Here is a 16816-nt window from a genome sequence, read left to right as displayed (position 1 = left end):
CACTAACCTTAATTTTAACTTTCGGGTAACTCAAAGTAATTATAAAAAACTTTATAAAGCTCTGTGCCTTGGTTAACACTTGCAGAGGCAAAATGTAAGATTGGAATAACAGGTTTATCTAGTGAAACATAATGTAGTGCTTCACCATCACCATAATTATCCATTCGTAAAATTCGAGCTAATGGCTCACCTGCCGCTAAAACCTCACCAAACTCAGCTAAATAATCAACCATGCCACCCATTGGAGAGTATAATGCTTTGTAGTCGTTAAGGTAACACGCATAACGCGTCATTGCTTGTGGTTGGTATTCATCATTACTAATCACACCTTTATAGTGCAGATAAGCTAAAATACTTACCGCGTCGTCTTTAGCGACGTCTAAGTCAATTTGCTCTTGTGAGCCTAGCTCTACGGTAAAACTTTCTTTATTAAACAGCCCTTGTCCCATGGTAAATTTTCGGCCTTGTTTTTCAAAAGCTTGCTGCAAGCTCCACCAAGGGCAAAAAGTTGCTTCATCCATAGCCCCATCAAAATCATTAGGAATTAATAGGGTGTGAGGAATATCAAAATAATTCGCACTCGCTTGTGCATATTCAGGGCAATATAAATGTTTACTGGAAATAGGACCTGTGTGTAAATCTAAAACTATATCAGCTTGATAAGCCAAGCGCTGTAGTTGATAAGCGATACGTTGACCGGTTGTTAAGCCAAAAATATTATGGTCTAGCTTTTGCTCAATCTCGTTAAGCATTAACGCTCTAAAATTGTTATTGATGTCTTCTTCGGTCGCATCTATGTAGTTTTGAGAAAAAGGTTCAATAACACTCTCATCAAAATGGTACATACGATTCCAGTTTACACCGGTAATAGGATCAAATCGCCCTAAGGTGTATTCGCCATTTTTGTGATTACAAGCAACAGGATTAGCGTAAGGCACTAAAGTGATATTCGCATTCAAACGGCAATGTTGTAGTAACTCAAGTAACTGAAATATTACCGCATTACCTTGCACTTCTGCGCCGTGCATATTGGCCTGTATATAAACATTAGGACCACAGGCATTTTCACTAACAAAAGAATAAACGGGTACCGTTAATTTGGCACCGCTAGCCATTTCACCTACCGACATGACTTTTTTTGTAAAGGTATTCATTTTCAATCTCAACTAAAGGTTACTAAATATCACTAACTAAGCTAAATAAGAGGCTGCTGCTTGGGCGGCTCTTACCTCAGTTAATTTTCCATCTTGAAAAACATATTCTGCAGCGAGTTCATGACATAAGAAAAATGGCATACTTTCGGTAAAGCCATAAGCGCCACAATAACCAAAAACCAGTTCATCACCCACTTCAACATCATTAGGTAACGGTAAACGACCTAACTTATCCATACTGGTACATAAAGGGCCATGTATATCAAATAGTTGTTCCGCTCCTTGAGCAGCATTGTTATCACTTCTTAGGAGAGTTACCGGAAAAGGTTGGTCGGTAATCGCTGGGCGTATTAGATGATTAATCCCTGCAGACAATACTAATTGCTCTTGCCCATAGTTCATTTTTCTATCAACCACAGGAACCACATAATAGCCGCACTCAGCAACAGCATAACGTCCCAATTCAAGCCATAACTCTTCAACACCAGCTTGTGCTTTTATTTTTGCTAAATCTTCAATAATTTGTGGCCAAGACAGCGTTTGTCCTTGGTCTAAATAATCAATTCCTAAACCGCCGCCTAAATCGAGTATTTTCAAATCCATGCCAATGACGTTAGCAAGGCCCGTTAATGGTGCAACCATTTGCCCCCACAATGAGTACATTTTTTCATTACTGAGCATATTGCCCCACTGAAAAATATGTAAACCACAAAGATTAAGTGCAGGGAAATCATCAACATGAATACTTTGCCATTGTTCAACAGATAAACCAAATGGCGTAAGGCTATTGCCTCCAAGTGGGTTTTTCTCACCTTCTTGCCATTGTAATTGCACTCGCAGTAAAACCGCTGGCTTATCATCAGTTAACTTTTGCTCGATAACCGCTTCATTTAACCACGTTAATTGATTTAAACTTTCCACCACAAAAGTGCGCACGCCTTGTTGTAAAAAAGCGCTTAGTTGCTTTTTGGTTTTAGCAGGCCCGGTATTTAAAATACGTTCAGGGTTAATGCCTTGCGCTAACACTTGCGCTAATTCACCGGAACTAGCGACATCAAAATTAAAGCCTTCACTATCAAGTGTTTGAATTATTTTCGATAATGGATTCGCTTTAACCGCAAACCATAACTTAATCACATCTTGCTGCTGTAATTTAGCTAAGTGTGCTTTAAGAGCATCGAGTTGATAAACAAAATATGCCTGTTCATGCTCCGGTGACTGATGAGCAGTTAAGGCACTTTTAATACTAAGATCGAACCAGCTAGGATGTGTTGTCATAATTTTTCTTAGGTTATGTTAGGTTGTGTCGTGTTAGTTATGTTGTGTTAAGTTTGGTTAATTCGACAGTTAGTAAAGTGAACTCAGCTAAAAACCATATAACAAAGTCACGTTTAAAGAGGTAACAAGTAAAATAGATTCGCTTATTACCTCACTTAATAATCAGTAAATACTCAGTAAATTAGCGTAAGATAGACTCTAACTCTAAAGAAGCATCACTTTGCTCATCACGGTACTTAACGATTAGTGCACATGCCATGTTTAAGCCTTGCGCTTGTGCCCACTCGCCTTTAACTGGGCGAGTACCTGGTACAACAACAGCACGTTCAGGGATTTCAGCACCTTTTTCACGCATAACTTGGTTAACACAATCGTATACTGGCACAGATTTAGATAATGAAACGCCTGGTGCTAATACTGCGCCTTTTTTAACGACAATACCTTCAACAACCACAACGCCAGCACTTAAAAATGCATCGTCTTCAATAATCACTGGGCTAGCGCCAATTGGCTCTAATACACCACCAATTTGTACCGCTGCAGAAACATGTACGTTTTTACCAATTTGTGCACATGAACCAATTAAAGCGTGACTATCAACCATAGTACCACTGTCAACAAATGCCCCAACATTAATATAGGCTGGTGGCATAATAATAACGCCTGATGCAACATGAGCACCTGCACGCACTGAAGAGCCGCCTGGTACTAAACGTACTCCATCTTGTGGCGTGAATTGACGTGCTGGTAAATTATGCTTATCAACAAAGCCTTGGTAGTTATCAGAAAAACTAATATTTTCGCCTGCTTTAAACGCTGCTAAAATACCTTGCTTAACTTCAACATTTGCATGCCAGTTACCATTTTCATCTTGACTTGCAGCTCGCAAAGTACCCGCTTCTAGTTGTGCAATTACATCTTGCCAATCCATTTTCTACTCCAATTATTATATCTATTTACGTTAAAATTTAAGGTTTATGTTGAAGGAAAGTACTCGAACTTATCGCAGCACTTTCTCTGAATTTTTAATTTATGTTGAATAAGCCGCAAGCCACTGCGCAATGCGCTGATCAAAGTGCTGAATATCATCACTATTAGCTAACTCTAATGCCGTTAATGGTGCGCGCAGTGTGTTATGGCTAATAACGCCTTGTTGGTGCATTAACACTTTCACGGGAATAGGATTTGCCACGGCAAACAATGCGTCTACCGCATTTTGCCATAGCGGGAAAAGTGTTTGACATTGCGTTGCTGTTTTAGAAAGACAGCACTCAACATATTTTTTGGTGGCTTCAGGCCATGCATTGGCGCAAACAGACACTAAGCCTTTAACACCACCGGAAACAAGGTACGGCACCATAGCATCTTCACCACTATAAAGATCAATTTCAGGACAATGCTGACGGTAAGCTAAAAACTTATTAATATCGCCGCTAGCTTCTTTCATTGCCCAACAATTTGGGTGGTTTTGAATTTGTTGTAAGGTTTCAATGGGAATATCAACACCACTCCGTGAAGGGACGTTGTATAGCATGCACGGGAATTTGGCCGCATCTAATAAGGCACTAAACCATTGTGTTTGACCTACAGGTCCTGGTTTTGCGTATATCGGCGTGGCAAGCAAATAGGCATCAATAGGTAGGCTATTACATTGTGCTAACCACTGTAATTGCTCAGATAAATTAGAGCCACCAACAGCCACCATAAGCGGTGTATCCAGCGCTAAACCACAAATAAAGTCAACAATCGAGAATTGCTCTTCAGCTGTTAGCGCCAACCCTTCGCCTGTACTACCAAGTAATAAAATACCATTACCTGCAGCAGCTTGATGCTGAGCAATTTCACGCAAACTTATAAAGTCGACGCTGCCATTCTGATTAAAAGGGGTAACTAAAGCTGTCCAAAGCGCACAGTGTTGTACGGCCTTATTAGTTTGAACATCTGAAGAATGAATTGAAGTCATTACTCTCGAACTCTTGTTTAGCCATGTTTATTGTACACAGCAGTGATAGTTCGGAGAGTTCTTGGCAATTACAAAGAAGAGCAACAATACAATGAATGTATTTAGGCACTTATGCAAAGGCCAGAAGCTCTCCACTTATATAACTATAAAATAGTTACTAGTGACAATTGTTGGGATTCAGCCCAAACAACCGATAGCTAACTCATCAAAAAGCTCGCTATCTCGGCGTTAATCCCCCTCATTACTATTATTGGAGTTTGATCTCCATATTCTGAGTTACCTCAAAATACCGCAATAGTAATTACCTGGTTAACGCTCCTCTTCTGGCCCCTTTGGTTTAATAGCCAAACTATTAAACCTGAATTAGGGACGGCGCTATTTAAGCATTTTTTAAAATGATATTCAATAAAAGACTACTGCGGTGCTATTCCAATTTTGTAAATTATCGTAGAATAGTAATAACGCTTCTTTTATTTTATCTGTGCCAGTTATCTATGTCTCTTAGCAACCCTAGCCAAGTCTTATTACGTAATAGTGAATTACTCACTTCAGCAACGCCTTTATTAATTAACTTACCTGAAGATGGCTTTATTGATGAATTAATAACGCTAAATGAGAGTGCTAAGGTAAGTTGCTACAATACTAATTTTATTGATCATCAAGCCTTGACTCATAAGCACGGTAGTCGTATTCATAATAACTTTACTTGTGTTTATGAAAGTGAGCTACAACACGATTTAGTGATTATTGCTTTCCCTAAAAGCAAAGCCGAACTCAATTTCACTTTAGCGATGATCGCTCCTTTTTTAACAGCCGAGACAAAAATACTGATTGTTGGTGAGAAAAAAGGCGGAATTCAATCAACTCCTAAACTAACTGCAAACTTTTTAGAACATTGTCAAAAAGTTGATTCAGCACGCCATTGCTTTTTATTTGCAGGATTAATGAATGAAAATAAAAGATCTGTTCCTTTTAAATTAGAGAGCTGGTACAAGCACTATGCTATAACAGTGGACGGGATTGAATTAGCGATTGCCTCACTGCCTGGAGTATTCAGCCAAGAAAAACTTGATATTGGTACAGCATTACTTCTCAGTAACTTACCCAAAGAATTAACAGGTAAAATCCTCGACTTTGGTTGTGGTGCTGGAGTAATAAGTTGCTTTATTGCTAAAAAATATTCGAATGTTGAGCTATCCTTATTAGACGTTAGTGCATTAGCGCTTGCTTCGGCAGAAAAAACACTAGCATTAAACAACATAAACGCGACTGTGTTTCCTTCAAATAGCTTATCTGAAGTTACCAACACATATCAGCATATTGTTTCAAATCCACCTTTTCATCAAGGGGTTAATACAAATTATCAAGCAACAGAAACCTTTTTATCAGGTATTCATAAAAATCTAAAAAAGAAAGGAAGTATTACCATAGTCGCGAATAGTTTCTTACGTTACCAACCTATTATGGAACAATACATTGGCTGTACAAGTGTCATCACTAAAGCACAAGGTTTTACTATTTATCATGCATCTAAACGTTAAAGTAACAGCATCATAAGATTCAATTAATTCATCTCTCAGGAATAATGTTAAGTATGCCAAACTCAGTGAAAACAAAATCGTTTCGTAGTTTATTGTTGAAAAGTACTTTAGGGCTAACTATAACGTTAGCTGCATTAACGGCATTATTACTGTTATTAAAAATTAATACTCAACAGCGCAATGAAATAGAAAGTAACACTTGGTTGTGGGCAAGCATTTTAGCAGACAAAAGTCTCCCTTTTTTAAAAGATGACCCAACAAAAACTAATATTGCTCTAAAAAAAGAGTTAACAGAACTCAGTAAAAACATTACGTTAATTAATCGCATACATATCTACGATTTAAACGACAACAGTGTATCTTTTTTCACAAGCTATAATAAAAACAACAGTTTTCCTGCGATTAAAGACAAAATAAATGAAATTGATGAACTCACTACCATTCGCTATCATGAACAATATCTAGAGCTTGTTGTTGAAATTAAAAGTAGTCAAAAAACCGTTGGTTATGTTTACCTTCAAACTAGCTTAACTGAAAAGAATGATTTTTTTAGTAGCTTATTGCTACTTGGACTCTTTTTACTTATTAGCGCTATTAGTATCGCGGTATTAACTGCCCTGTGGTTATACAAAAAAACCTGCACTCCCCTTGATGATATTACTGAACTCATTGATAACATCTCTCAGAAAAAGCGTTATGACAACCGAGCTAAAAAACAAGAGTATAAAGAATTTGATATTTTAGCTCGCTATATCAACATTTTATTAACCGTTACAGAAAAACATATCTATAAATTAGAAGATGATCACCACTATGCGTTATCACAAAACAATGAACTTAAAAGCCGTGTAGAATCACGCACTAGCGCACTAAAAGACTCAAACCAAGAGTTACTTTCTACCTTAGAGAAGTTACATCAATACCAAGGTCAACTCGTCGAAAGTGAAAAGATGGCTTCATTAGGAGATATGGTTGCAGGCATTGCACACGAAATTAATACCCCTATCGGGTTAGGAGTAACTGCTTCAAGTTTACTAGCCGATAACCTAAATAATATAAAAGAGCGTTTTGATAATAAAACATTAAAATCAAGTGAGTTAAAGCGCTTCCTTAACGACGGCGAAGAGAATATTGCTATTATTTTTCGTAATCTTGAACGTGCGGCTAACTTAATTTCGAGCTTTAAGAAAGTTGCAGTTGACCAATCTAGTGCTGAAAGCAGAACCTTTGATGTCCATGGTCTTATTGATGAGGTGTTACTCACACTATCTGCAAAAATAAAGTCAGCACAAGTCACCGTAATAATAGATTGCCCTGAAAATCTCACTATTACGAGTAAACCAGGGCCGCTCAATCAAATACTCATTAACCTTATTTTAAACTCAATTCATCATGCATTTGACGGTATAACCGCAAGAGAAGTATCCATTAAAATTCAAAGTTTAAGTGACCAACTAAATATTCACTATCATGATAATGGTGTTGGCATAGATGAAAGCATTAAGAATAAAATATTCGACCCCTTTACAACCACTAAACGTGGCAGCGGCGGCAGCGGTTTAGGAATGCATTTAGTTTATAATTTAGTCACTCAAGCCCTTATTGGACATATAAGCATGCACAGTGAACCTCAACAAGGGGTCGATTTTGATATAACATTCCCGATTGAGCGTACAATAGTACAATAAAATAGTAACTAATCAGCCAATCTAATTGTTTTTTAAGCATGACTTGGCTAACATAGTTAAATAATTGTTAATTGTTTTATATAGTATTTAATTAATTAACCTATTCTTCATAATTATTAGGTCACTTTACCAATGGAAATATATCAAATTCTTGTCGTTGAAGATGAAGACGTTACACGTTTTAATTTACGCAATTTATTTGAAGCAGAAGGATACACAGTACACGAAGCCACTGATGGCAATAGCATGACAGAAATGCTTCAGCAACATGACATCAACTTAGTTATTATGGATATTAACCTCCCCGGCAAAAACGGTTTATTGCTCGCCAGAGAGTTGACTAACAACAAAGAGTTGGGGTTAATATTTTTAACAGGCCGTGATAGCGACATTGATAAAATACTCGGTTTAGAAATTGGCGCTGATGATTACTTAACTAAGCCTTTTAATCCTCGAGAGCTTACGATTAGAGCCCGTAATATATTAAATCGCATTGGTCAGAATAAAACAGAAGTACCTGAACAAACGATCCTTAAGTTTAACCAATGGTCTCTTGATAGTAACTCAAGACAAATGACAAGCCCTGACGGCGATACCATTGCAATACCACGTGGTGAATATAGAGCGTTAAGCTTACTAATTAGCAACGCAGGAAAAATTGTCACTCGCCAAGAGTTAATCAAAGAGATGACAGGTAGAGAGTTACGTTCTAATGACAGAACAGTAGATGTAACAATAAGACGATTACGTAAACACTTTGAAAGCTGCTCAAGTACACCTGAGCTTATTAATACAATTCATGGTGAGGGATATCGCTTCATCGGTACACTTGAAGCTTAAATGTATTAACAGTATTCCTGTGTAATCAAAAAGCTAGACTAATTATCTAGCTTTTTTAGTTTTAGCTCACATCAACAAATTGTGATGTAAATAATAAACGTTAATCTAACGCTGAGAGCCAAGACTCAAAAACTTTCATATCGGCATTATTCTGTTGCGTAAGCTCGGCTAATAACTTTTCTTTTTCTACGCTATCTGCCGTGATTTTCTCTAACGTGACTAAGCGGCTGTGTAATCTAACTAAACCAACACTCGCTGCTGCTCCTTTCATTTTATGACAGCTCTCTTGCCATAAAGATTCTGAATTTTGGGTGACAGCATTATTAATATCAGCCAAATAAATAGTTGTTTGTTGACGATATAACGCATACATTTTTTCTAGCATCTCTTTACCTAAGGTATCGAAATAGCCTTGAAGTAATTCTATATTAAGTGTTTCAGATACTTGCTTGGTACTCACGTAATAACTCACAAATTAATATAATAATAAAAAGAGTGTAACATAACCCTCACTTAATATGAGTAAACTTGCATTGTATGATTATTTGCCTGTTTATAACATCAGTAGGATTACCACAGCTTATTGCTAACACGAATAATCAGCCCAGAAAACGGTGATTTTCCATTATTATTTCGCCATATTGACATTATTTTGTATATTTTTTACCACTGTGCTTACAACAATAATGATTACCATTAAAAAATAAGCTAGAATGTGCGCCCTTAGTTCTACTCATTGCATTCCTTAGTTACTTACATAGTTAGTGCAATAGTTAATAATCATATTTAGTTTTAAAGTGGAGTCGTAATGCCGACATCAATGCCTGATATTGCCAACCATACAACAGCCCAAACCGAAGGTACGTTAGACTGGGTAGGTATGAGCAACATTGAAATGCCTATTATGGTGGCCTCAAAAGGCGAAAGTGAGCGCATGGTTTCAGCTCATATCGATGCTTTTGTGAATTTAAATGATGCACAAGCGAAAGGTATTCATATGTCGCGCTTGTACTTACTTATTGATGAGTTATCAACGAGCAGCGTATTAAATTACCAAACATTAGTCGCCTTACTCGATGGTTTTATTAATAGCCACCAAGAGCTCAGCGATGAAGCCAAGGTAGTCTTTAATTTTGAGTACCACCTACGCAGAAAGTCATTAATAAGCGGTAAAGAAGGCTGGAAAGGCTACCCGGTAACCCTAACCGGCTCATTAAAGCAAGGGAAGTTAGCGATAGAACTTTCAATTGAAGTACCTTACTCTTCAACTTGCCCTTGTTCTGCTGCATTAGCTAGACAACTTATTCAGCAAGCATTCCAAGATAAATTTGCTAGTCAACAAGATTTAGCACTTAACGATGTACATGAATGGTTAGGCACTACCGAGGGAGTCGTTGCAACACCGCACTCTCAACGTTCAGTGGCTGAAATAAAAGTAAAACTTAATAACAGCATTGATGACTTTCCTATCACTGAATTAGTTGACTTAATTGAAGGCTCACTAAAAACACCTGTTCAGGCTGCTGTAAAGCGTGAAGATGAACAAGAGTTTGCTCGCCTAAATGGTCAAAACTTAATGTTTTGTGAAGATGCTGCACGTCGTTTACAACATACTATGAATCAAGCAGTACACTTTGATGATTTCTGGTTACGTATAAACCACCTTGAATCTCTGCACGCTCATGATGCGGTTAGCGTCACCACAAAAGGTATTCCTGGCGGGTATCAACCATAAAAACAATTAGTTTTTCGTAAAAAGCCAAGCGCGTTATGCCTTGGCTTTTTTATTGTCTAAAATTTATCCTTCTAAAAGTTTTTCTTATTTACTTTTAAACAAAGTTACTTAATACTCAAGATCATTTCAACGGTGAGTAGCCATTAATATTTGTGATTACCCCTACCCAGCATAATTTGAATAAATATTTAATATTCACTAATCCCATAATCCATCTAAAATGTAATAAAGTTTCATCATTTTTTCTATTAAAGATCATAAAAAACACCCTAAAACACAAAAAACCATAAATAACAAAAACTTATAAAAAATCACTTATTTTCAGTATTTACAAAAAGAAACAAAGATGAAAATTAATTACGAGCAAAAGCTCTATTTTGATTGACCTTTGCTATATAACTGGTTAATGTTGAAAGTTCCACTTACTTTAAAAGAGGTTTATTTATGCATTTTTTCCATGCATTTATTCTTCTTTTATCCGTCCTGAGAGTAAGTCGAACTTATTTAGGAGAAAAGAATGCAGCTTTATGATCATAGCGTCCAAAAAGACAACTGTGGCTTCGGACTTATTGCCCATCAACATGGGGAAACCAGCCACAAATTAATTAAGACCGCTATTTCCGCTTTGGATCGTATGCAACATCGTGGCGGTATCGCCAGCGATGGTAAAACAGGTGATGGTTGTGGTTTATTGTTACAAAAGCCGGATAGCTTTTTTCGTGCAGTAGCCGCTGATAATAATTGGAAGTTGGGTAAGAAATATGCCGTAGGTATGATTTTCTTAAACCCTGATCCTGTCGAAGCTGCATTATCTAAAAAGGTATTGGAAGAAGAGCTAGCTAACGAGAGTTTAACTTTAGTAGGGTGGCGTACAGTACCTATTGATACTTCAGTACTTGGTGAAATTGCTACAGGTAATTTACCAACAATTGAGCAAGTATTTGTTGATGCTCCTCCGGGATGGCGTAATCGCGACTTAGAGCGCCGCTTATATATGGCTCGTCGCCGTGCTGAAAAACGCATAACCGACGACAGATTTTATGTTGCCAGTCTTTCTTGTTTAGTAACTATCTATAAAGGCCTAATGATGCCTGTAGACTTACCAAACTTTTATTTAGACTTAGCCGATATTCGTATGCAAAGTGCTATTTGCGTATTCCATCAGCGTTTTTCTACAAATACCTCGCCACAATGGCATTTAGCACAACCATTCCGCTATTTAGCGCATAATGGTGAAATCAATACTATTAATGGTAACCGTCAATGGAGTCGTGCGCGTACCTATCGCTTTAAATCGCCTTTGTTACCTGATTTACAAGATGCAGCACCATTTGTTGGGCAGACTGGTTCAGATTCATCGTCACTTGATAACATGCTTGAGCTATTTTTAGCTGGCGGCATGGATTTATATCGTGCGATGCGTTTATTAATGCCACCAGCGTGGCAAAATAGTCCGTTAATGGACGATGACTTACGTGCTTTCTACGAATTTAACTCAATGCACATGGAACCATGGGACGGCCCTGCTGGTGTTGTTATGACCAATGGTCGTCATGTTGCCTGTAACCTTGACCGTAATGGTTTACGCCCTGCCCGCTATGTTATTACCCGTAACGGCTTTATCACCTTAGCCTCTGAAGTAGGCATTTGGGATTACGGCGAAGATGAAGTCGTAGAAAAAGGCCGTGTTGGCCCTGGCGAAATGTTAGCGATAGATACCTATACTGGTAAACTATTTAGCTCAAACCAAATTGACAACGACTTAAAAGAACGTCATCCGTACCGTGAGTGGCTTGATAAAAACATTCGCCGCTTAGTACCCTTTGACCAGTTAGAAGCGAATAAAATTGGCGCATGTGTTTTTTCTGATCAAGAAATGGCGCAATACCATAAAATGTTTAATTACAGCTACGAAGAAATTCAGCAAGTCATTAAAACATTGGCTGAAAATGGCCAAGAAGCTACAGGTTCAATGGGTGATGATACACCTATGGCCGTATTATCTAGCCAAACACGTACCTTGTATGACTATTTCCGTCAACAGTTTGCGCAAGTAACTAACCCGCCAATTGATCCATTACGTGAACGCTACGTTATGTCATTAGGCACTTGTATTGGTCGTGAGCATAACGTATTTAATGAAACATCAGGCCATGCCGATCGTATGTTGTTCTCAACGCCAATATTAATGTATACCGGCTTAAAGCAATTACGTGAGTTAGACCCTGAGCATTACCGCTCTGATACTATTCCGCTACACTATACAGCCGAAGAAGGGCTTGAAGCAGCTATTATACGCTTATGTGACCAAGCAGAAAGTTTAGTACGTGATCAAAGCACTGTTATCTTAATTTTATCTGATAGAAACATCGCACCGGGCTTATTAGTAGTTCCTGCAGCAATGGCTGTTGGCGCAATTCAAAAGCGTTTAGTTGATCAACAACTGCGTTGTGATTCAAATATTATTGTTGAAACAGCGTCGGTTCGTGATTCACATCAGTTTGCAGTATTACTTGGTTTAGGCGCAACAGCAATTTACCCTTACTTAGCTTTTGAAACCGTTGAGCAATTGGTTGCTCAAGGTCAAATAAAGCTAAGCGCACGCGATGCTATTGTTAACTACCGTGAAGGTATTAACAAAGGCTTATTAAAAATACTCTCTAAAATGGGTATTTCCACTATTGCCAGTTACCGCTGTGCCGGTTTATTTGAAGTTATCGGCTTAAATGAAGACATTATGTCGCTTTGTTTTAGCGACTTACCAAGTCGTATTAAAGGTGCTGACTTTAGTGATATTCAACAAGATGGCGTTAACTCTGCTCGCAAAGCATTTTTACCACATCAAAAAATGAGTCACGGCGGCTTATTAAAATATGTTCATGGTGGTGAGTATCACGCCTTTAACCCGAACGTAGTTAATTACTTACAACGTGCAGTACAAAATGGTGACTACAACGATTACCGTAAATTTGCGGATGAAGTTGATCAGCGCCCTATCGCGATGATTCGTGACTTATTAACATTCAAAGATGATTGTACGCCAATTAGCATTGACCAAGTTGAAGCTGAAAATGATATGTTCAAGCGCTTTGACAGTGCTGCTATGTCTATTGGTGCGTTAAGCCCTGAGGCACATGAAGCGTTGGCTATTGCGATGAACCGTTTAGGTGGTAGCTCAAACTCAGGTGAAGGTGGTGAAGATGAACGCCGTTTTGGTACAGTGAAAAATTCACGTATCAAACAAATTGCTTCTGGCCGTTTTGGTGTAACACCACATTATCTTGTTAATGCTGATGTACTGCAAATTAAAGTAGCACAAGGCGCTAAGCCAGGTGAAGGTGGTCAATTACCAGGTGATAAAGTATCGCCTTTAATTGCTAAACTTCGCTACTCAGTACCAGGTGTCACCCTTATTTCGCCACCGCCACATCACGATATTTATTCAATTGAAGATTTAGCTCAGCTAATTTTTGATTTAAAGCAAGTGAACCCAAAAGCTGTTGTATCAGTTAAATTAGTATCTGGCCCTGGCGTAGGAACTATCGCTGCTGGTGTTGCTAAAGCATACGCTGACTTTATTACTATTTCAGGTTATGACGGTGGTACTGCGGCAAGTCCATTAACATCAGTTAAGTATGCTGGTTGTCCTTGGGAGCTAGGTTTAGCTGAAGCACAGCAAGCTCTAGTGACTAACGGTTTACGCCACAAAGTACGCTTACAAGTTGATGGCGGTTTAAAAACCGGTGTTGATATTGTTAAAGCGGCTATTTTAGGTGCTGAAAGCTTTGGTTTTGGTACTGCACCAATGGTGGCACTAGGCTGTAAATTCTTACGAATTTGTCACTTAAATAACTGTGCAACAGGTGTAGCAACACAAGATGAAGTATTGCGTGAGCAATTCTTTAAAGGCTTGCCTGATCAAGTAATGAATTACTTCAAGTTTATTGCCCGTGATGTTCGTGAAATATTGGCACGTTTAGGGGTTGCTAGCTTAACTGACTTAATTGGCCGTACTGATTTATTAGTACAAATTGACGGTATTAGCTCAAAGCAGCAAAAACTTGATTTATCTCCAATTATTGCTCCTGTAGTGGCAGGTCCAAATACAGCCCTTTATCAAACCGAAGAGAACACCGCGTTTGATGAAGGTAAGTTAAACCAAAAAATACTAGCTGCAGCAACTGATGCAGTAGCTCATAGCAGTGGTGGCGAATACCGCTTTACCATTCAAAATACTGACCGTTCAGTCGGTGCTGCCTTATCAGGTGAAATTGCTCGTCAACATGGCGATCAAGGCATGGCAGCCTCACCAATTACCTTGCACTTAACAGGTACTGCAGGCCAAAGTTTTGGTGTTTGGAATGCTGGTGGCTTACATATGATATTAACGGGTGACAGTAACGATTATGTCGGTAAAGGCATGACCGGTGGTAAGTTAACCATTAAGCCTCCGGTAGGTGTTGATTATCAAAGTAACAAAACCATGATTATGGGTAACACCTGTTTATATGGTGCAACTGGCGGTAAGCTTTATGGCTGTGGCCGTGCTGGTGAGCGCTTTGCAGTTCGTAACTCAGGTGCGCACGCGGTTATTGAAGGCACTGGCGACCATGCTTGTGAGTACATGACCGGCGGTATCGTAACTGTTTTAGGTAACATTGGCGTTAACTTTGGTGCGGGTATGACAGGTGGTTTCGCTTACGTATTAGATGAAGCAGGCGATCTTGATGTACGTATGAATAAAGAATCAATTGAAATGTTAACTATGGGTGATTTAGCTATCCATCAAGAACATTTACGCGGCATTATTAATCAGCATTTTGAAGAAACAGGCAGCTTACGCGCTCAAGAAATACTTCATGATTTTGATAAATTCGCGCCATTATTTAAATTAATTAAACCTACGGCAACTGATGTAAAAACCTTACTAGGTCATCGCAGTCGTTCAAGTGCTGAATTACGCGTACAAGCGCAATAATCACATTGATAAATAGGTTAGAGAGAGGAATTAAATAATGAGTAAAAATGTTTATCAATTTATTGATGTAAAACGTATCGATCCAGCTAAAAAATCAATCGCGGATCGTAAAATTAACTTTGTTGAAATATACCAACCACTTGGTAATGAACAAAGTGCGGGCCAAGCCGATCGCTGTTTAGACTGTGGTAACCCTTATTGTGAATGGAAGTGTCCTGTACATAACTACATTCCACAATGGCTTGAGTTAGTCACTGAAGACCGTATTTTTGAGGCGGCTGACTTATGTCATGAAACTAACAGTTTACCTGAAATGTGTGGCCGCGTGTGCCCACAAGATAGATTATGTGAATCAGCATGTACGTTAAATGATGAATTTGGCGCAGTGACTATCGGTAATATTGAAAAGTACATTACCGATACCGCAATTGAACAAGGTTGGAAGCCTGATTTATCGCACGTAATTAAAACAGGTAAGCGTGTTGCTGTTATTGGTGCTGGTCCTGCTGGCTTAGCTTGTGCCGACGTATTAACCCGTAATGGTGTTGATGCAGTGGTTTTTGACAAACACGCGCAAATTGGTGGTTTATTAACGTTTGGTATTCCTTCTTTCAAACTAGAAAAAGAAGTAATTCAAACCCGCCGTGAAATTCTGGAAGGAATGGGAATTGAGTTTCGTTTAAATACTGAAGTAGGTAAAGATATTAGCTTTAGTGATATTAGCGACGAGTTTGATGCTGTTTTCCTAGCATTAGGTACCTACACTGATATGACAGGCGGTTTTGAACATGAAGGCGCTGCAGGTGTTTACAATGCGTTAGACTTCTTAATTGGCAATACTCAGAAATTAATGGGCATTACCGAAAAAGAAAGCAATCACGTTAAACCGTACGTTGAATTTAGCGGCAAGAAAGTGATTGTACTAGGTGGTGGTGATACCGCAATGGATTGTGTTCGTACTTCAATTAGACAAGGCGCTACCGAAGTGACTTGTGCTTATCGTCGTGACGAAGCTAACATGCCAGGTTCACCGCGTGAAGTACAAAACGCGAAAGAAGAAGGTGTTAACTTTGAGTTTAACATTCAACCATTAGATATTGCGGTTAATGACGAAGGCGTAGCTATTGGCGTTAAATTTGTTAAAACCCAGCTTGGCGCACCTGATGCAAATGGTAGACGTAACCCTGAGCCAATTGAAGGCTCTGAATTTGTTATGGAAGCTGACGCTGTTGTTATCGCTTTTGGCTTCTTACCAAGCCCACCAAAGTGGATGGTAGATGCTGGTGTTGAGTTAGACTCTCGTGGTCGTGTTATTGCGGTTGATAACTCTGAGTTTGCCTTACAAACTACTAAGCAAAATGTATTTGCCGGTGGTGATATGGTACTTGGCTCTGATTTAGTGGTTACCGCCATTGATCAAGGTCGTAAAGCGGCTATTGGCATATTAGACTTTGTAACCACTAACTAGTTAGTTGTTAGCATTGAAACTAAAAAAGGTAAGCTATACGCTTACCTTTTTTGTGCTCATAGTAACTTGAGTCTATAGTAATGAACCACACTAAATAACCTGAACTCGGTTTAAGATATATTTAACAAATTGAAATATAAGAAAAAATTATTTTTTATGAATCGCTAGCTT

The 16816-nt window shown here is 38.5% G+C and carries 11 protein-coding genes and 1 riboswitch; of the genes, 6 read left to right on the top strand and 5 right to left on the bottom strand.

What is annotated here, in order from left to right; all coding sequences use genetic code 11:
- Positions 1-14: 14 nt before the first annotated feature.
- The 4 genes from KO495_RS12755 to dapA all read right to left on the bottom strand — a co-directional run bounded on the left by KO495_RS12755 (position 15) and on the right by dapA (position 4395).
- Complete coding sequence (locus tag KO495_RS12755; RefSeq protein WP_215980791.1) at positions 15-1154, bottom strand: succinylglutamate desuccinylase/aspartoacylase family protein; 1140 nt, start codon at positions 1152-1154, stop codon at positions 15-17.
- A gap of 36 nt (positions 1155-1190) precedes the next feature.
- Entirely contained in the window at positions 1191-2432 is a 1242-nt protein-coding gene (locus KO495_RS12750) for a PLP-dependent decarboxylase (protein WP_215980790.1), read from the bottom strand.
- Between the two features lie 181 nt (positions 2433-2613).
- Positions 2614-3363, bottom strand: a complete 750-nt coding sequence (locus tag KO495_RS12745) for a 2,3,4,5-tetrahydropyridine-2,6-dicarboxylate N-succinyltransferase (RefSeq protein WP_215980789.1) — start codon at positions 3361-3363, stop codon at positions 2614-2616.
- Positions 3364-3462: 99 nt separating this feature from the next.
- Positions 3463-4395 carry a 4-hydroxy-tetrahydrodipicolinate synthase gene (gene dapA, locus KO495_RS12740; protein ID WP_215980788.1) on the bottom strand — a complete coding sequence of 311 codons (933 nt, stop codon included), beginning with the start codon at positions 4393-4395 and terminating at the stop codon, positions 3463-3465.
- A 116-nt stretch (positions 4396-4511) separates the two neighbouring features.
- Positions 4512-4726: riboswitch (Lysine riboswitch) on the bottom strand.
- A 163-nt stretch (positions 4727-4889) separates the two neighbouring features.
- Here dapA and KO495_RS12735 point away from each other — a divergent pair.
- From KO495_RS12735 to arcA, 3 genes are all read left to right on the top strand, one after another.
- The gene (locus KO495_RS12735) at positions 4890-5936 is read left to right on the top strand and encodes a methyltransferase (protein ID WP_215980787.1); all 1047 of its coding nucleotides are present in this window, start codon (positions 4890-4892) and stop codon (positions 5934-5936) included.
- A 53-nt stretch (positions 5937-5989) separates the two neighbouring features.
- The gene (locus KO495_RS12730; RefSeq protein ID WP_215980786.1) at positions 5990-7624 is read left to right on the top strand and encodes an ATP-binding protein; all 1635 of its coding nucleotides are present in this window, start codon (positions 5990-5992) and stop codon (positions 7622-7624) included.
- A 132-nt stretch (positions 7625-7756) separates the two neighbouring features.
- Positions 7757-8464 carry a two-component system response regulator ArcA gene (gene arcA / locus KO495_RS12725; RefSeq protein WP_215980785.1) on the top strand — a complete coding sequence of 236 codons (708 nt, stop codon included), beginning with the start codon at positions 7757-7759 and terminating at the stop codon, positions 8462-8464.
- A 100-nt stretch (positions 8465-8564) separates the two neighbouring features.
- Here the strand turns inward: arcA and KO495_RS12720 are convergent, their stop codons facing one another.
- Positions 8565-8924, bottom strand: coding sequence for an Hpt domain-containing protein (locus KO495_RS12720; RefSeq protein WP_215980784.1), 360 nt, complete (start codon positions 8922-8924; stop codon positions 8565-8567).
- Between the two features lie 348 nt (positions 8925-9272).
- Here KO495_RS12720 and folE2 point away from each other — a divergent pair, with 348 nt between their 5' ends.
- From folE2 to KO495_RS12705, 3 genes are all read left to right on the top strand, one after another.
- Positions 9273-10199, top strand: coding sequence for a GTP cyclohydrolase FolE2 (gene folE2 / locus KO495_RS12715; protein WP_215980783.1), 927 nt, complete (start codon positions 9273-9275; stop codon positions 10197-10199).
- 517 nt (positions 10200-10716) lie between these two features.
- A complete protein-coding gene (gene gltB, locus KO495_RS12710) occupies positions 10717-15177 on the top strand; it encodes a glutamate synthase large subunit (RefSeq protein WP_215980782.1) in 4461 nt (1486 codons plus the stop codon).
- Between the two features lie 37 nt (positions 15178-15214).
- Positions 15215-16645 carry an FAD-dependent oxidoreductase gene (locus KO495_RS12705; protein ID WP_215980781.1) on the top strand — a complete coding sequence of 477 codons (1431 nt, stop codon included), beginning with the start codon at positions 15215-15217 and terminating at the stop codon, positions 16643-16645.
- Positions 16646-16816 lie beyond the last annotated feature (171 nt).

Source organism: Colwellia sp. D2M02 (assembly GCF_018860755.1).
In the GTDB taxonomy this organism is placed as follows: Bacteria; Pseudomonadota; Gammaproteobacteria; order Enterobacterales; family Alteromonadaceae; genus Colwellia; species Colwellia asteriadis.
The sequence above is the reverse complement of the archived record's forward strand: the minus strand, read 5'-3'. Positions and strand labels throughout refer to the sequence as shown.